Genomic DNA, 16,658 nt, shown 5'->3' with positions numbered 1-16,658 from the left:
GGGCCGGTTGGGACTGGACCGCCGACCCCGGTAGCTGCACCGCCGCCCTCCGGGCGACGACGTCGCGAGCGAGCACGCCGCGATCTCGGCAAGGCTGAGTAGCGTGGTGAGACCCTGGGAGCGGTGAGAGGAGCAGTCGACGTGGAACTGTCCGAGGAACTGGTGGCCCTGCTGAGGACCCCCGCGCTTTGCTACGTGGCCACCGTGATGCCCGACGGCTCGCCGCAGCTCACGCAGACCTGGGTCGACACGGACGGCCGCAACCTCGTCATCAACATCGTCGAGGGGATGCAGAAGGCTCGCAACCTGGAGCGGGACACACGGGTGGCCGTCGCGGTGTCCGACCCAGCTCATCCGGTCGCCTACACCCAGGTACGTGGCCGTGTGGTGGAGATGACCAGCGAGGGCGGCGAGGAGTCGATCGACGCGCTGGCGCACAAGTACACCGGGAAGCCGTATGCGTGGTACGGCGGCCGGGAGCAGACGCGGCTCGTGGTCACCATCGAAGCCGACCGGATCACCAGCATTCCCTGACGCACCGCGACGGGCTGCCCGAGCCCCGGAGGCAACGCCGACGGGTGCGAGGGTGGGCACCGTTCTCGGCCTGCGGGCCGTCCGCACTCACGGGGAGCCGGCGGCCCCCTGGTGCATTTCCACCCGTCACCATCCGCGGAGGTATGCCGTCGCGTCAGCAGCAGCCGCCGAGCTCGGCGACCAGCCATCGTCGACCAGGAGTCTCCGAGACGAGGATGTCGTACGACCCGCCGTCGGTGCTGTCGTTGTCGAAGCCCGCCGAGGGTGTCAACGCGGTGGTGTAACGGATCGAGGCGATCGATCCGGCAGGCGAGGCATTCGATCGAGGATTCTCGTGGACGACGTGATGGGAGAATCGAAAAGCGGTGAGCGTGGGCATGGTGGTGAGCAGGCCGTCCGGGATCGACTCGTTGCGCTGCGCCATCGGGGTCATCAGCTGGCGCATGCCAGCAACATCGTGTCGCTCCAGGGCCTTCAGGAAGCCGGCGACTGCGGCACGCGGTCCTGTCGCACCATGTGGCTGGGACTCGCGCGTCACAGCGGCTATCGACGTCCTCGCGCCACCGGGCTCAGACCCGTGCGTCGCACCACACCCGGTCGACAGCATCGTGCCGATCGTCACCGCCACCACGGAGGTGGCGTACCCAGGTCCGGCCCGCACGTCTCGAAGAGTAGACGGCATTGAGCCCTTCCGGAGTCGTACGCCACCCTCACCAGCCGTCGCAGCACTCGCCTTCGCGAACAGCTCGAGGATGAGAGCCGGCCAACCTCGAGCAGAACGGCGACCTGGCAGCCGCTATCCGACCACGACGACGTGGAGGTGGCGGGGTCCGTGGACCCCCTCCACCCTGGTCAGCTCGATGTCGCTGGTGGCGCTGGGGCCGGAGATCCAGGTGAGCGGGCGCGATGGATCCAGGCGCGCGACGGCGTCGGGTACGTCGGGCACGACCTGGTCGGCGCGCACGAGACACAGGTGGTGGTCGGGCACCAGCGTGAGCGCGCGGCGACCCTGGCCGGGACCGTGGTCGAGCACGATCGTGCCGGTCTCGGCGATGCCGACCGCCGCGGCGGTGACCACCGCGTCGATGCCGTCGAGCTCGGCGGCACTGAGGGTGGGCTCGTCGCGGACGCCGTCGGGCAGGTCGAGCCACAGGCCGTCGGGGACGACGTAGGTCAGCCCGCTCAGGGCCGCCGCGACCCGGGCCGGCAGCTCGTCGGCGGTGCACTGCTCGACGACGGCCCGGTAGTCGGCCACCCGCTCGCAGAACAGCTCGACGCCACCAGCCGCGCCGGGCACCGGGGTCGGCCGCTCGACGGACGCGGCGTCACGCACCGCCGCCCGCACGCGTGCCAGCACCTCCTCACGGGCGGTCATCGCGCCACCACTCCCGGAAGGACTGCCGCGGTGCCGGCGGCAGGTCGCGAGTGCCGGTCCAGGCCGAGACGAGCGGCAGCCGCCGCGCGAGGCCCAGGGCGAGGCCGGTGAGCCGTTCGCTCAGACCCAGCCGACGGCCGGACCCGAACGCCTTCGCGGCGCCCTTCATCGCGATCGCCTCGGGCTTCGGCGTCACCGATCCGCGGTGCGCATCGACGACCTGGGCCCGCAGGTCGACCAGGATCTCCGGGATCGGGATCGCCACCGGGCAGACCTCCTCGCACCGCCCGCACAGCGAGGAGGCGTAGGGAAGGGAGTCCACCTGCGGGTCGGTGCCGACGCCGCGCATCAGCGGGTTGAGGATCGCGCCGATCGGACCGGGGTAGACCGAGCCGTAGGCGTGGCCGCCGACGCGCTCGTAGACCGGGCAGGCGTTCAGGCAGGCCGAGCAGCGGATGCAGCGCAGCGCCGTGCGGCCGACGTCGTCGGCCAGCGCGTTCGTGCGGCCGTTGTCGAGCAGCACGACGTGCACCTCCTGCGGTCCGTCACCGGACCGCACGCCGGACCACATGGAGGTGTAGGGGTTCATCCGCTCCCCCGTCGACGAGCGCGGCAGCAGGCGCAGGAGCACGTCGAGGTCGGCGAAGCTCGGCACCACCTTCTCGATGCCGACCACGCTGACCAGCACCTCGGGCAGCGTCAGGCACATGCGGCCGTTGCCCTCGGACTCGACCACCACCAGCGTCCCGGACTCGGCTACCGCGAAGTTCGCGCCCGAGACGCCGACCTTGGCGCGGAGGAACTTCTCGCGCAGGTGCAGCCGAGCGGCGGCCGCGAGCTCGGCCGGCTCGTCGGTCAGGTCGTCGGGGGCCGGACGACCTGCGGCGGCCATCCGGTCGGCGAAGATACGCCGGATCTCGGCCCGGTTGCGGTGGATGGCCGGCACCAGGATGTGGCTGGGCAGGTCGTCGCCGAGCTGGACGATCAGCTCGGCCAGGTCGGTCTCCCAGGCCGCGATGCCCTCCGCGGCGAGGGCCTCGTTCAGGCCGATCTCCTGGGTGACCATCGACTTGACCTTGACCACCTCGTCGACGTCGTGCGCCTTCGCGACCGCGGCCACCACCGCGTTGGCCTCGGCGGCGTCGCGGGCCCAGTGCACGACGGCACCGGCGGCGGTGAGCGCGGCCTCGAGCTGCTCGAGGTAGTCCGGCAGGTGCGCGAGGGTGTGGTCCTTGATCGCGGCACCGGCCTGCCGCAGCGCCTCCCAGTCCTCGACCTCCGCCACCACGCGGGCGCGCTTGTCGCGGATGGTGTGGGTGGCGTGGGCGAGGTTCTGCCGCAGCTGGGGGTCGGCCAGCGCCGTCCGCGCGGCCTGCGGGAACGGCGGTGTGCCGAGGAACGTGCTCACGTGGCGGCCAGGATCTCGGCCAGGTGGGCCGTCCGCACGCCGGCCCGTTGCCGCCGCAGCAGGCCACCCAGGTGCATCAGGCACGAGGAGTCGCCGGCCACCAGGTACTCGGCGCCCGTGCCGAGCACGTGGCGCACCTTGTCGCTTCCCATCGACACCGAGGTGTCGGCGTTCTTGACCGCGAACGTGCCGCCGAACCCGCAGCACTCCTCGGCGGCCGGCAGGTCGAGCAGCGTCAGCCCGCGCACCTGCTCCAGCAGGCGCCGTGGCCGGTCGCCGACGCCCAGCATCCGCAGCGAGTGGCAGGTGGGGTGGTAGGTCACGCGGTGCGGGAAGCTGGCGCCGACGTCGGTGACCCCGAGGACGTCGACCAGGAACTCGCTCAGCTCGTAGGTCCGGTCCGCCAGCACGGCCAACCCGGGATCACCGGCCCGGCGCGCGACGATCCCGTGCTGGTGACGCACCGAGCCCGCGCACGAGCCCGACGGCACCACCACCGCGTCGTAGCCGGCGAACGCCTCGACGGTGGCCCGCACCGCGGGCACGGCCTCGTCGAGGTAGCCGGTATTGACCATCGGCTGGCCGCAGCACGTCTGGCCCGGCGGGAAGTCGACGTCGACACCGAGCCGGCGCAGCAGCGTCACCACGGCCTTCCCGGCGTCCGGGAAGAGCGCGTCGTTGAGGCAGGTGACCAGAAGACCGACCCTCACCGCACCTCCGTCCCGCGCCACAGCTGGCTCCGACTTCCCACGGTGAACTGCCGCTTCCCACAGGTCCTACGTCGTGGGAAGTGGCCGTTCACCATGGTGCCATGGTGAACGAGCCGTCACCCTGAGCCCGGAAGGCCGAAGCGGCCCAGCACCCCGCCGTCGAGCACCCGCCGCTCCAGCAGCGCCAGACCCGCCTCCCCCGCCGGCAGGTCCAGCAGGTCCAGCTGCGCCTCGGTGCCCACCTGGAGCACCGCGCTGCCACCGGGCGCCAGATGTGTGCCGACCACCTGGAGGCAGGTGCGAGCGACGGCCAGGCCGTCGTCGCCACCGTCGATGGCCAGGAGCGGGTCCTCGGGGAAGCGGGCGGTCTGGGTCGAGGGCACCCAGGGTGGGTCGGCGATGACGAGCGCGAACCGCTCCTCGGCGCCGACGACCTCGTCCATCGCGCCGTGGCGCACCTCGACGCGGTCGGTCAGGCCGGCCGCGGCCGCGTTGGCCCGGCAGAACGCCACGGCCGTCGCCTCGAGGTCGACGCACACCAGCGAGCGGGTGGTGCCCGCCACCGCGGCCAGGCCGATCTGGCCGGCACCGCAGCACAGCTCCAGCACGGGGCCGGTCGGCGCTGCGGCCAGCAGCTGCTGTGCCCACTGGGACTGGGCCAGCGTCCACGGCCGGGGACGCAGCACGTGCTCGTCGAACGCGATCTGCAGGGCGCCGAACGCCATCGTCGACATCGCGGCCTCAGTAGCCGGGGATCGACTTGTGCGTGCCGTCGCACCAGGGGCCCCGCGAGGTCTTCCGGCAGCGGCACACCGCCACCACCGGCCGCGTCGGGACGTGCTCGACGCCGGCGGCGTCGCGCACCACCGTCGCTCCGCGCACCAGCCACGGACCCCTGGGACAGGCCCGGACCTCCACGCGATCGCCGCTGACGTCGGGCGCGCTCACGCGGCGGTCTCCGTGCCCAGCCAGGTGCCCAGCTGCTCGCGCGCCGCCAGGTCGTCGAGCACCAGGCACGTGGCCGCCCCGAGCAGCACCTCGGTGCGCTGGCCGGGCTCGGCCGCGACCAGCGACCCGCAGATGTCGCGGGCCGCGACCTGCTCGTGCACGGCATCGGCCTCCACGTGCTCGTGGAAGTACGCGGAGGCTGCCGGGGGCAGGCCGACGCGCTCGATCCCGGCCGCGATCCGTCGGCACGGCACCGAGCTGGTGATCTCGAACATCGCCAGATGACCCATCGCCGCCCCGCGCAGCCGTCGATGCAGGCAGAACAGCGACATCGCGTTGCTGACGGCGAGCGTGAGCGCGGAGACCTCGTCCAGGTAGGTGCCGTACTCGCGGTCGAGGCCGGCGGCCTGCAGGGCGTCGCCGTACAAGGCGGCGTGCAGCTGCGAGGGCCGACCGCCGCCGAACTCGTCGTAGAGCAGCTCGGCGAGCGCCACCTTGGCCGCGCCCTCGAGGCGCGGCAGCACGAAGGCCTGCGGGTCGGACTCCTTGAGGTGGTAGATGCTCCGGGTGCGCAGGAACTGCAGCACCTGCGCGGGTCGCGTGGCGGTGCAGGTACCCCGCCAGCGACGGCCCGTCTACCTCGTCCGCCATCGCGAACAGCTGCTCGGCGACGTCGCCGGTGTTGCACCCCGCCCCGGTGACCGCTGCCGCGAGACGGCGCAGCGCCTGCTCGAACGGAGCCTCCAGCCGGGCTCGGAAGGCGAGCACCGACGGGTCCCACTCGCGCGCCGGGTCGACGTCGTCGAAACCGCGGTAGTGCACCTCGTAGAGCAGCCAGAGGGCCAGCTGGGCGTCGGCGTCGGTGACCTCGGCCATGGGGACGTCCGGTTGCGGCGCGAGGGATCCGCGCAGCACGTCGACGGCGTGCGCGCTCAGCGGGCCACGCGGCGTCGGGAGCCGCACTCAGGCCGCCGGGTCGAAGACGACCTTGATGGTGCCGTCGGTCTTCTTCTGGAACGCCTCGTAGGCCTCAGGGGCCTGCGAGAGCGGCACCCGGTGGGTGGCGAACTGCTCGGTGCCGAGCGGGTCGGCGTCGTCGAGCAGCAGCGGCATGATGTCGTCGACCCAGCGCTTGACGTTGGCCTGGCCCATCCGCAGCTGCAGCTGCTTGTCGAACATCGTCAGGATCGGCATCGGGTCGCTCTGACCGCCGTAGACCCCGATCAGCGACACGGTGCCGCCGCGGCGCACGGCGTCGATGGCGGTGTAGATCGCCGACATCCGGTCCAGCCCGACCTTGTCCATCACCGGCGCGCTGATGGCCGAGGGCAGTGCGTTGAAGAGCTTCTGCCCGAGCTCGGCGATGCGCGAGCCGTGCGCCTCCATGCCGACCGCGTCGACGACGGCGTCGGCGCCACGGCCCTGGGTGCGCGAGCGGACCTCCTCACCGACGTCGTCGACCTGCTGCAGGTCGATCGTCTCCACCCCCCACGCCTGCGCCCGGGCCAGCCGCTCGGGCACCAGGTCGACCGCCAGCACCCGCGCGCCCTGGTGCGAGGCGATGCGACAGGCCATCTCCCCGATCGGCCCCAGTCCCAGGACGAGCAGGGTGCCGTCGTCGGGCACGTCGGCGTAGGCGACCGACTGCCAGGCGGTCGGCAGTACGTCGGAGAGGAACAAGAAGCGCTCGTCGGGCGGACCCGGCGGCACCTTGATGGGCATGAACTGCGCCTGCGGCACCCGCAGGAGCTCCGCCTGCGCTCCCGGCACCTCGCCGTAGAGCTTGCTGAACCCGAAGAGCGCGGCCCCCATACCCTGGTCGCGCACCTGCGTGGTCTCGCACTGGGTGTACAGACCCTGGTTGCACATCCAGCAGGCGCCGCAGCAGATCTGGAACGGCAGCACCACCCGGTCGCCCACCGCCAGATCGCCAGCGTCGGGACCTACCTCCTCGACCACACCCATCGGCTCGTGGCCCAGCACGTCACCCTCGCCCATGAATGGCCCGAGCGTCTCGTAGAGGTGGAGGTCGGAGCCGCACAGGCCGCTGGAGGTCATGCGCACCACCGCATCGGTCGGCTGCTCGATGCGCGGGTCGGGCACCTCCTCCACGCGGACGTCGCGTTTGCCATGCCAGGTGACTGCCTTCATCATCGGCCCGTACCCGACACACCAGCCCCACCCGCACCCGTAGGGGTCGTTCTGGTTACTCGTCGGTCTCGGGAGCCGGGTGACGCTGCTGCCAGCGCCGCACCAGGGCGTAGACCAGTGCGGCGGCGACGCAGGTGGCCAGGGTGAGCCCGAGCACCCACCACCGCTCGGTCCAGTCGTCGGCGGCGACGATGGGCGCCCAGCCGGCCACCAGCACCGCCACCGAGACCACGAAACCGAAGAAGACGGTGCGTGTGCTCTGCAGGTCGCGCTGCTGCTCCAGGGCGTACGTGCGCTTGCTGACGTCGGCGATCTCCGACATCACCTGCACCAGCTCGACCTGCTCGGTGAGCCGGTCCTCCAGGTCGGAGATGGTGCCCGCGTCCTCGTCTGCGTGGTCGTCGGTGTTGTCGTCGGGAGCCGGCTGCGCCGGCGTCTCCGGCACTGCGGGAGCGTCCGGCTCCTCGTCGCCCCCGGCGAAGGACCAGTCGACTCCGGGCGCGAGCGCCTCGGCGGCGTCGACCTGGGCGTCGATGCGCTGGGCCAGACGGCGCAGCTGCGCGTCGACCCGGGGCGAGCGGCCGGTCCCGCCGCGGCGGCTGGCCTCACGCACCGTCGCCCACTCCGGGTGCATCCGGTCCGAGACCCGGCTCGCGGCCTGGCGCATCACGTCGTGCAGCATCGCGTCGAACGCGGTCTGCTCCTCGGGTGTGAGGATCCCGTTGTCGGGACGGGCGAGCCGGCGCAGCGTCGACATCGGCAGCTCGCGCAGCGTCTGCGGCGTCAGCGCATCGGGCAGGTCGGCACGGGTCAGCGGCAGCCGGTCGCGAGGCACCGTTCCTTTCTACGTCATCCGCCGCTCGTACACTCCTGCGGTGATCCCGCCCGCCGAGGTCGTCGCGTACTTCGCCGACGACCCCACGCGCACCTACCAGCTCAGCTCCTGGCTACCGGTGCTCGAGGTGCTGCACGAGCACCGGCCGGTGGTGGTGGTGACCCGCGAGCCGGCGTCGGCGGAGATCCTGCGCGGCCGGACGTCGCTGCCGGTGCTGCTGGCCGAGTCGCTGACCGACCTCACCGAGCTCTACGAGCGGCTGGACCCCAAGATCGCGTTGTACTGCAACAACTCCCCGCTCAACTTCAACTCGCTGATCAGCAGCCGGATGCTGCACGTGCACGTCAACCACGGCGAGAGCGACAAGCAGAGCATGGCCAGCAACTGCGCCAAGGCCTACGACCGGGTCTTCGTCGCCGGGCCGGCCGCGGTCGAGCGCTACATCACCGAGCTGATGGAGCTCGACGCCTCCCGGCTGGTACGCGTGGGGCGGCCCCAGCTCGACCTGCATCCCGCTCCGCTGCTGCCGCCCACCACCCGCCGCACGGTGCTCTACGCGCCGACCTGGGAGGGCGACGCCGACTACAACGACTACGGCTCGCTGCCGACGCTGGGCCGCGACATCGTTCGGGCCGCACTGGCGCTGCCCGACGTCCGCGTCGTCTACAAGCCGCACCCGAAGGTGGTGACCAGCCGCACCCCGCGCGTACGGCGGGCCCACGCCGACGTGCTCGAGATGCTGGCCGGACCCGACCACGTGGCCGTCACCGGCGGCGACATCCTGGCCGTCTTCCCCGGCTGCGACCTGATGGTCACCGACGTCTCCTCGGTCGGTCCCGACTGGCTCTACCTGCGCAACGAGCAGCCGATCTTCCTGACCGACCCCCACCACGACCTCGAGCGGCTGCGTCGCGAGATCCCGCTGAGCCGTTGCGCCGACGTGCTCGACACCGCCTCGCACCACGGCGACGTCGCCGAGCTCACCGCGCTGTTCGCCTCGCGCCTGGAGTACGACGAGCACCACCTGGCGCGGGTGGCGGTGCGACGCCACTACTTCGACGACCTGGCCGTGGGGGCCAGCACCGACCGTTTCCTCGACGCCGTCGCCGACCTGGTGATGCTGCGTGACCGACTCCTCGACGCCCGCATCACCGCCTGAGGAACCGCTGTGCCGCCGTCGCCGTTGAGCAGGCATGGACTTCTTCACGAGCCCTGACCTGTGGGTCGCGTTCTTGACCCTGTTCGCCCTGGAGCTCGTGCTCGGCATCGACAACGTCGTGTTCATCTCGATCCTGACCAACCGGTTGCCCGAGCACCAGCGGCAGCGGGCGCGCCTGGTCGGTCTCTCGCTCGCGCTGGTGATGCGCATCATCTTGCTGCTGGTGGCCTCGTGGATCATCGGGCTCACCGCCACCTGGATCTCGCTGGGCTCGGCGAAGGCGCTGGAGCTCTCCGGGCGCGACCTGATCCTCATCGTGGGCGGGCTGTTCTTGATCTACAAGGCCGTTACGGAGATCCACGGCAAGCTCGAGGGCGAGGAGGAGAACAACGAGGAGGCCGGCCCCCGCTCGACGTTCGCGCGCGTGATCGTCCAGATCCTGCTCATCGACGCGGTGTTCTCGCTGGACTCGGTGATCACGGCGGTCGGCATGGTCGACGAGCTCGCCATCATGATCGCCGCCGTGATGATCTCGATCGGGCTGATGATGGTGCTGGCCGGGCGCATCAGCGACTTCGTCAACACCCACCCCACGGTGAAGATGCTGGCGCTGGCCTTCCTGGTGCTGATCGGCACGACGCTGGTGGCCGAGGGCTTCGACGTCCACATCGAGAAGCCGCTGATCTACGGCCCGATCGCCTTCGCGATCGCGGTCGAGTCGCTCAACCTGCTGGCGCGGCGCAACCGGGAGCGCCGGGCCGAGCCGGTGCGGCTGCACGACCGCTACAGCGAGGCACCTGGCCGCAGCGCGGTGCACCGCTAGGCCCCAGCGTCAGCCGGCCCCAGCGTCAGGGGAGGGTGAAGGCGACCTTGCGCGTCGCCGGGTCCGCGCTGGCCAGCGTGGCCGTCACCGACTCCCCCACCGGCAGCGGCTGGGTCGAGCTCACCGGTGCCTCGACGGCCGGCTCGGCCACCTGCAGCACGCCCCTGGTGGGCTCGTCGTGGTCGGCCTCGAGCACCACCCCGGTGAAGCTCCGACCCACCGCGGGCTGCAGGATCTCGGCCTCCACCAGGTCGACCACCGCCCGCTCGTAGGCGTGGGCCCGGTGGTCGGCGTCGGCCATCTGCTTCGGCAGCTCGGGCAGCGCCGTGCGCACCCATTCCGGAACGTCGGTGCCCGCGCACAGCGACACGCACACCTCGAGCGCGTAGCGGTCGGCCAGCCGGCGCAGCGGGGCGGTCACGTGGGCGTAGGTGGTGGCCAGTGCGGCGTGCTCGGGCTGCTCGGGCAGGTTGCCGTCGAACGCGGCGTAGCCGGCGCCGCGCAGCAGCGACGTGCAGGCCACCACCATCGCCGCCTGGTTCGGCTTCGACGGGTCGAGCGTGCGGACGAAGCTCGGGTAGTCCTGGCCGTCGGGCCACGGCACGTCCAGCGCCTTCGCGGTGCGGCGCAGCCGGCGGACGGCGTGGTCCGGCGCCGGCGGCAGCGTGCGCAGGATGCCGATCCGGTGCTCGACCATCAGCGAGGCCGCGGCGATGCCGGTGAGCAGCGAGATCTGGGCGTTCCAGGCCTCCGACGGCGCGGGCTGGCGGTAGGTCAGCCGCCACCGGTCGCCGTCGCGCACCACCTCCTGCTCGGGCATCGGCAGCGAGACGCCGCCGCGAGCGGCCTCCTGCTGCAGCCGCAGCGTCCCGATCTCCTCCAGCAGCGGCACCTGCCCGGTCTCGTAGGCCAGCTTCTGGCGCGAGCGCACCCGGGCCCGCACCAGCGAGGTGCTGGTGAGCGCCCCCGCGGCGTCCAAGCCGAGGGTCCACACCAGCGCGGGTCGCACCTGGTCGGGCAGGAGCGAGGCCGCGCCCTCGGAGATCACCGGCGGGTGCAGCGGGATGCGCGAGTCCGCGCCGTACAGGGTCTCCCCGCGCCGGTGCGTCTCGGCGTCGAGCGCGCCACCGGGCTCGACGAACGCGGCGAGGTCGGCGATGGCGTAGTGCACGACGAAGCCGTCGCCGTCGCGCTCGAGGAACATCGCCTGGTCCAGGTCGGTCGAGGACGCCGGGTCCAGCGTGACGAAGGGCAGGTCGGTGAGATCCTGGTCGGGCAGGCCCGCACCTGATGAGAGGCGGGCCGCCGCCCGTTCGGCCTCGGCCTGCACGTCGGCCGGGAAGTCCGGCGTCAGGTGCTGCTCGGCCTGGATCGCCGCGATGCCGCGGCGGATGTCGTCGGAGTCGGCACCGTCGGCCCCGGCCGCGCCGGGCGCGACCCGCATTACTCGCTCGTCCACACCGCCACCCTAGGGTTCGACTCGTGCTGGTCCTGTTGCCGCCGTCGGAGGGCAAGTCCGCCCCGAGCCGCGGACGACCGCTGGACCCGGCGTCCTGGCCCGAGCAGCTGCGCGCGCCGCGGGAGCAGGTGCTCGACGCGCTGGTCTCGCTGTGCGCCGAGCGACCCGAGGCTGCCGAGGTGCTCGGACTGGGCCCGAGCCAGGCCGGCGAGGTCGACCGCAACGCCTCGCTGCGCTCGGCACCGACCGCTCGCGCCGACCGCGTCTACGCCGGTGTGCTCTACGAGCACCTCGACCTGCCCACCCTCGACACCACCGCCCGGCGCCGCGCCACTCGCCGGCTGGCCGTGACGTCGTCGCTGTTCGGGGTCGTGCGCCCCGACGAGCGGATCCCCGCCTACCGGCTCTCCGGCGGCGTCACGCTGCCCGGCCTGGGCGGTGTGGCCGCGCACTGGCGCGCCCACCTGGACCCGGTGCTGCGCGAGATGGTCGGCGGCGGATTGCTGGTCGACCTGCGCTCCAGCACCTACGCGGCGTTCTGGAAGCCGACGGGACTGCGCACCGCCACGGTGCGCGTGCTGCAGGAGACCGACGGGAAGCGGTCGGTGGTCAGCCACTTCAACAAGGCCACCAAGGGCCTCCTGGTGCGCGACCTGCTCGCCGCCGGCGCCGACCCCCGCACCCCCGCCGCCCTCGCCGAGGCCTGGCGCGACCTGGGCTGGACGGTGGAGGGCGCGGGCGCCCAGCTGGACGTGGTCGTCACCAGCAGCGCTGGCTAGGGAGGTTGCGCCACCCTCACGCTGGTTGAGGAGGCCGCGCCACCTTCACGCTGGTTGAGGAGGCCGCGCAGTCCTGACGCTGGTTGAGGAGGTTGCGCTAGCAACCTCACTCGTTACCCGCGTCACCAGCCACTTCGCTACCCGCGCGACCAAAACCCCTCGGTGTCGAGACGGGCGCGGGGCGCCCTCCTCAACCAGCGAGGGTCGTGGTGGCGCTCAGAGACCCGACTCGGGCGTCCTGACCAGGATCCGCTGGCACTCCTCGCAGCGCACGACGTCGTCCTCGGGGGCGCCGGCGATGTCGCGCAGGTCGGCGGCGTTGAGGGAGAGCCGGCAGCCGCCGCACTCCCCGCGCCGCAGCTCGGCGGCGCCGACGCCGCCCTTGGACTCGCGCAGCTTCGCGTAGAGCCCGAGCAGGTCCTCCGGCAGGCCGCCGGCGATGGCCTCCCGCTCGCTGTGCACCGCGGTGAGGTCGTTCTCGAGCACGGCCAGCTTCTCGTCGCGGGTGGCGCGCAGGCCCTCGAGCCGCTGGTCGACCCCGGCGAGCTCTTCGGTCACCTGCCGCAGGTCCAGCTGGGCGTCCTCCAGGCGGGCCATCACCTCCAGTTCCTCGTCCTCGAGGGTGGCGATGCGCCGGTGCAGCGACTCCAGCTCGTGGGTCATCCGCTCCAGCGCCTTGGGGTCGCTGATCTGGCCGGCGTCGATGCGACCCTGGTCGCGCTCGCGGCGGGTGCGCACCTGCTCGACGTCGCGGTCGGCGCGCTTCTGCTCGGCGCTGAGGTCGTCGACGGCGATCCGCAGGTCGCGGGAGCGGTCGTCGAGCTCCTGGCGCTGCTGCTCGGCCTCGCCCACCTGCTGCTTCTCGGCCAACGTGCGCATCTGGTGGCGCAGCGCGTCGGATCGGGTGTCGAGCTCCTGGACCTCGAGCAGGGTCCGCTGGGCGGCGGGATCGGCTTTCAGGTGGGGCTCCTACGCTCGGAAGGTCCAGGGGTCGGTCACGGCGGTGCTGACCAGGACCTCCACCGTATCGCCCAGCTCGTCGACGAGCTTGCGCTGCAGCACGGGCAGCCAGGTCCACTCCGCCGCCCAGTGCGCGACGTCGACCAGCGCGGTGCTGGGGTCCCCATCAACGGCATGCTCGCGCAGCTCGCTGGCCGGGTGGTGGCGCAGGTCGGAGGTCAGGTAGACGTCGGCGCCGGCCGCGCGGGCCCGGTCGAGCAGGAAGTCGCCCGCTCCCCCGCACAGCGCCACCGTGCGCACCGGCTGGTCCGGTTCGCCGGCCACCCGCACCCCGTGCGCGGTCGGTCGCAGCCGTTGGTCGACCAGGGCCGCGAACTCCCGCAGCGACATCGGGTCGCGCAGCACCCCGATCCGCCCCGACCCGCGCGCCGGCTCGTCGAGCGAGGCCAGCCCGACGACGTCGTAGGCCGGCTCCTCGTAGGGATGTGCGGCCAGCATCGCCTCGACGACGTCGCGACGCCGAAAGCGCGGCAGCACCACCTCGATGCGCACCTCCGGGACCGTCTCGAGCTCGCCGATGGTGCCGATCGCGGGGCGGGCACCGCTCAGGGGCCGGAACCGGCCCTCGCCGTCGCTGCTGAAGGAGGCCGAGTCGTAGTCGCCGATCCGGCCCGCGCCCCACTCGGCCAGCACCTGCCGGATCCGCTCGGCGTGGTCGGCGGGCACGTAGACGACGAGCTTGTCCAGCGGCTCGGCGGCGTCGGGATCGAGCGGGCGGACGTCCTCCAGGCCGAGCGTCAGTGCCAGCGCCTCGGAGACGCCGTCGGCCGGCGCGTCGGCGTTGGTATGGGCCGCGAACAGGGCGCAGCCGTGGCTCACCAGGGTGTGCACCACGCGGCCCTTGGGCGTCGTAGCGGCCACGCTGGAGGTGCCCTTGAGGTAGAGCGGGTGGTGGGTGATGAGCAGCTGCGCCTCGACCTCGACCGTCTCGGCCACCACCGCGGCCACCGGGTCCACCGCCAGCACGACCCGGGAGACCTCGGCCGCGGGGTCGCCGCAGACCAGGCCCACCCGGTCCCAGTCGTCGGCCCAGCGGGCGGGGTACCACCGCTCCATGAGGGCCAGGACGTCACCGACGGTCGTGCCCTGGGGTGTCATGGGGCGAGGCTAACGATGGCGGCGGCGACGCCCGCGGGGTCGTGCAGCATGTGCAGGTGGGCGCCGTCGATCACGACCACCGGCCAGGACAACGACCGGGCGAGCGCGGTCTCCTCGGCGTAGGTGTCGCCGAAGGCCAGGTAGGCCGACGGCACCTCGGCCCACGCCGGTGGAACGTCGACCTCCTGGTCGAACCAGGTCAGCGGCAGCCGGGGCTGCTCCGCCTCGACGGCTCGCCGGGCGGGCGCGTCGGGGAACAGCGCGTCGACGTCGTCCCACCAGCGGGTCCACGGCGGCAGCAGGCCGTCGTCGTCGGCGAGTCCCGCCAGGAACGTTCGCAGGCCGGGCGGGGCCAGCGGCGTGCGGACGGCGCCGGGTGGCGGCAGGGCGGCGTCGACGAACACCGTCGGACCGCGACCGGCCACCCAGTAGCCGGCGTTGGAGTGCGGCACCAGCACGCCGGCATCACCGGGGAGCTCCTCCACCGTGCACACCCCCGCCTCGTGCCCCAGATCACGCAACGCAGCGGCCGTCGAGGCCCAGACCGCCGGACCGAGCAGCGGGCTGGGGACCAGGGTGAACCTCAATTGACCTGCCGCTCGCGGCCCTCCCAGAACGGTGCGCGCAGCTTGAACTTCTGCAGCTTGCCGGTAGCGGTGCGGGCCAGTACGTCGCGGAACTCCACGCTCGAGGGGGCCTTGTAGCGCGCCACCTTCGACTTGCAGTAGTCGATGAGCTCCTGCTCGGTGAGCTCGGACCCCTCGGCCTTGACCACCAACGCCTTGATGGTCTCGCCCCACTTCTCGTCGGGCACGCCGATGACCGCCACCTCGGCGACGTCGGGGTGGGAGAAGATCACGTCCTCGACCTCGATCGAGGAGACGTTCTCGCCGCCGGTGATGATGACGTCCTTCTTGCGGTCGGAGATCACCAGGTAGCCCTCGTCGTCGATCACCCCGCCGTCGCCGGTGTGGAACCAGCCGTCGCGCAGCGCCACCGCGGACTCCTCGGGCTGGTCCCAGTAGCCCTCGAGCACGACGTTGGAGCGGGCGAGCACCTCGCCCTCGTCGTCGATCTTCACGGTGACGCCGATGGCCGGCGTCCCGGCGCGCACCAGCTTGTGGGCGCGCTCCTCGGGCTCGAGGTCGTCCCACTCCTGGCGGCGGCGGTTCACCGTCAGCAGCGGCGAGGTCTCGGTGAGGCCGTAGATCTGGATGAACTCCCAGCCCAGCTCTGCCTCCACCCGGGCCACGGTCTTGGTCGGCGGCGGCGCGCCGGCCACGATGATGCGCACCGTGTCGCGGCCGGGGATCTCGCCCTCCCAGTCGGGAGCGGCGTCGAGCACCGCGGCCACCACGGCCGGCGCCGCGCACATCACCGTGACGCCGTGCTTCTCCACGCGCCGCAGGATCTCCGCGCCGTCGACCTTGCGCAGCACCACGTGCGGCACGCCCATGCCGGTCATGGCGAAGGGCATGCCCCAGCCGTTGGCGTGGAACATCGGCAGCGTGTGGAGGTAGACGTCGCGGTCGGTCACGCCGGCGTGCAGCGCAAAGGTGACCGCGTTGGTCCAGATGTTGCGGTGCGTGATCTGCACGCCCTTGGGCCGCGCGGTGGTGCCCGAGGTGTAGTTGATCGTGGCGGTGGCGTTCTCGTCGGGCTCCCACGGACGCGGCTCGCGGTCGTAGTCGTACAGGTCGTCGTCGTCCTCGCCGAGCACGAAGACGTGGTCGGCCTTCAGGTCCGACAGCGCGTCCTTCAGCTCGGGATCGATGTAGACCACCGAGGAGCCGGAGTGCTCGATGATGTAGCGCACCTCGTCGACCGAGAGCCGGAAGTTCACCGGCACCAGCACCCGGCCCGACCCGCACACGCCCCAGAACGCCGCCAGCAGCCGCGCGCTGTTGTGCGACACGTACGCCACCCGGTCGCCGACGCCCAACCCGAGCTGGTCCAGCTTCGCGGCCTGCGCCCGCGCCAGCTCACCGAGCCGGGCGTAGCTGAGGTCGCCCAGCGACGCCGCCGGCTGGTTCGGCTCGTCGATCACGCCCGTGCGCTCGGCGTACACCGCCAGTGCCCGAGCCAGGAAGTCGTTGACGGAGAACGGGACGATCATGGGTTGCTTCCTCCTGCCGTGGTGACGCGAGTCACCCTAGCCAGCCGACGTTGGCGAGGGGTTGCAGCAGCCCGTGCGGCGGCCGAGAAGACCCCTGCCGGACCGCCGCGGCCGGGTGGTCTCGACGCGCGGCTCGCCAGGCCTCGCCTGCTGCTCGACCACCGAATCCAGCTCGGTGGCCAAGAAGACCGACCGCAACCCCCACCCGCCGGCGTCCGGCGGTGGTCGAGCAGCGACGCGACG

18 protein-coding genes are annotated in these 16,658 nt (G+C 72.4%); 4 read left to right on the top strand and 14 right to left on the bottom strand.

Annotation, left to right across the window (positions count from 1 at the left end; translation table 11 throughout):
• Positions 1-141: 141 nt before the first annotated feature.
• Positions 142-534 (top strand): PPOX class F420-dependent oxidoreductase, encoded by a 393-nt coding sequence (locus D9V37_RS10775; protein WP_121806155.1) that lies wholly within the window; start codon positions 142-144, stop codon positions 532-534.
• Between the two features lie 154 nt (positions 535-688).
• Here the strand turns inward: D9V37_RS10775 and D9V37_RS20065 are convergent, their stop codons facing one another.
• From D9V37_RS20065 to D9V37_RS10730, 9 genes are all read right to left on the bottom strand, one after another.
• Positions 689-1,195, bottom strand: coding sequence for a hypothetical protein (locus D9V37_RS20065; protein ID WP_147455923.1), 507 nt, complete (start codon positions 1,193-1,195; stop codon positions 689-691).
• 135 nt (positions 1,196-1,330) lie between these two features.
• Positions 1,331-1,909 carry a LutC/YkgG family protein gene (locus tag D9V37_RS10765; protein WP_121806153.1) on the bottom strand — a complete coding sequence of 193 codons (579 nt, stop codon included), beginning with the start codon at positions 1,907-1,909 and terminating at the stop codon, positions 1,331-1,333.
• Entirely contained in the window at positions 1,896-3,317 is a 1,422-nt protein-coding gene (locus tag D9V37_RS10760; protein WP_198412489.1) for a LutB/LldF family L-lactate oxidation iron-sulfur protein, read from the bottom strand. The genes D9V37_RS10765 and D9V37_RS10760 overlap by 14 nt, the downstream gene beginning before the upstream one ends.
• Positions 3,314-4,027 carry a (Fe-S)-binding protein gene (locus D9V37_RS10755; protein WP_121806152.1) on the bottom strand — a complete coding sequence of 238 codons (714 nt, stop codon included), beginning with the start codon at positions 4,025-4,027 and terminating at the stop codon, positions 3,314-3,316. The genes D9V37_RS10760 and D9V37_RS10755 overlap by 4 nt, the downstream gene beginning before the upstream one ends.
• 116 nt (positions 4,028-4,143) lie before the next feature.
• Entirely contained in the window at positions 4,144-4,761 is a 618-nt protein-coding gene (locus tag D9V37_RS10750; protein ID WP_121806151.1) for a methyltransferase, read from the bottom strand.
• A 7-nt stretch (positions 4,762-4,768) separates the two neighbouring features.
• Positions 4,769-4,975 (bottom strand): CDGSH iron-sulfur domain-containing protein, encoded by a 207-nt coding sequence (locus D9V37_RS10745; RefSeq protein WP_121806150.1) that lies wholly within the window; start codon positions 4,973-4,975, stop codon positions 4,769-4,771.
• Entirely contained in the window at positions 4,972-5,562 is a 591-nt protein-coding gene (locus tag D9V37_RS10740; protein WP_121806149.1) for an iron-containing redox enzyme family protein, read from the bottom strand. Before D9V37_RS10740 ends, D9V37_RS10745 begins: the two co-directional genes overlap by 4 nt.
• Before the next feature lie 376 nt (positions 5,563-5,938).
• Entirely contained in the window at positions 5,939-7,126 is a 1,188-nt protein-coding gene (locus D9V37_RS10735) for a zinc-dependent alcohol dehydrogenase (protein WP_121806528.1), read from the bottom strand.
• Between the two features lie 55 nt (positions 7,127-7,181).
• A complete protein-coding gene (locus D9V37_RS10730) occupies positions 7,182-7,961 on the bottom strand; it encodes a hypothetical protein (RefSeq protein ID WP_121806148.1) in 780 nt (259 codons plus the stop codon).
• Between the two features lie 40 nt (positions 7,962-8,001).
• On the opposite strand from D9V37_RS10730, the gene D9V37_RS10725 reads away from it, so the two are divergent.
• Entirely contained in the window at positions 8,002-9,120 is a 1,119-nt protein-coding gene (locus D9V37_RS10725; RefSeq protein ID WP_121806147.1) for a CDP-glycerol glycerophosphotransferase family protein, read from the top strand.
• Between the two features lie 34 nt (positions 9,121-9,154).
• Positions 9,155-9,943, top strand: coding sequence for a TerC family protein (locus D9V37_RS10720; protein ID WP_121806146.1), 789 nt, complete (start codon positions 9,155-9,157; stop codon positions 9,941-9,943).
• A 25-nt stretch (positions 9,944-9,968) separates the two neighbouring features.
• Here D9V37_RS10720 and D9V37_RS10715 read toward each other — a convergent pair whose 3' ends face one another.
• Positions 9,969-11,402: an RNB domain-containing ribonuclease gene (locus D9V37_RS10715; protein WP_232524857.1), complete on the bottom strand. Its 1,434-nt coding sequence runs from the start codon at positions 11,400-11,402 to the stop codon at positions 9,969-9,971.
• Between the two features lie 23 nt (positions 11,403-11,425).
• On the opposite strand from D9V37_RS10715, the gene yaaA reads away from it, so the two are divergent.
• On the top strand, positions 11,426-12,181 hold the full coding sequence (gene yaaA, locus D9V37_RS10710; protein ID WP_121806144.1) for a peroxide stress protein YaaA: 756 nt from the start codon (positions 11,426-11,428) through the stop codon (positions 12,179-12,181).
• A 216-nt stretch (positions 12,182-12,397) separates the two neighbouring features.
• On the opposite strand, the gene D9V37_RS10705 is transcribed toward yaaA, so the two are convergent.
• Genes D9V37_RS10705 through D9V37_RS10690 form a run of 4 tightly spaced genes read right to left on the bottom strand, consistent with a single transcriptional unit; the run spans position 12,398 to position 16,415 of the window.
• The gene (locus D9V37_RS10705; protein ID WP_456299568.1) at positions 12,398-13,111 is read right to left on the bottom strand and encodes a zinc ribbon domain-containing protein; all 714 of its coding nucleotides are present in this window, start codon (positions 13,109-13,111) and stop codon (positions 12,398-12,400) included.
• Between the two features lie 39 nt (positions 13,112-13,150).
• Complete coding sequence (locus D9V37_RS10700) at positions 13,151-14,299, bottom strand: Nif3-like dinuclear metal center hexameric protein (protein ID WP_121806142.1); 1,149 nt, start codon at positions 14,297-14,299, stop codon at positions 13,151-13,153.
• The gene (locus D9V37_RS10695) at positions 14,296-14,886 is read right to left on the bottom strand and encodes a hypothetical protein (RefSeq protein WP_147455922.1); all 591 of its coding nucleotides are present in this window, start codon (positions 14,884-14,886) and stop codon (positions 14,296-14,298) included. Before D9V37_RS10695 ends, D9V37_RS10700 begins: the two co-directional genes overlap by 4 nt.
• On the bottom strand, positions 14,883-16,415 hold the full coding sequence (locus D9V37_RS10690; protein ID WP_121806140.1) for a class I adenylate-forming enzyme family protein: 1,533 nt from the start codon (positions 16,413-16,415) through the stop codon (positions 14,883-14,885). Before D9V37_RS10690 ends, D9V37_RS10695 begins: the two co-directional genes overlap by 4 nt.
• Positions 16,416-16,658: the final 243 nt, after the last annotated feature.

It is taken from the genome of Nocardioides mangrovicus, from assembly GCF_003674065.1.
GTDB lineage: Bacteria > Actinomycetota > Actinomycetes > Propionibacteriales > Nocardioidaceae > Marmoricola > Marmoricola mangrovicus.
Note: the sequence above shows the minus strand (reverse complement) of the source record. Positions and strands in the feature narration are given on the sequence as shown.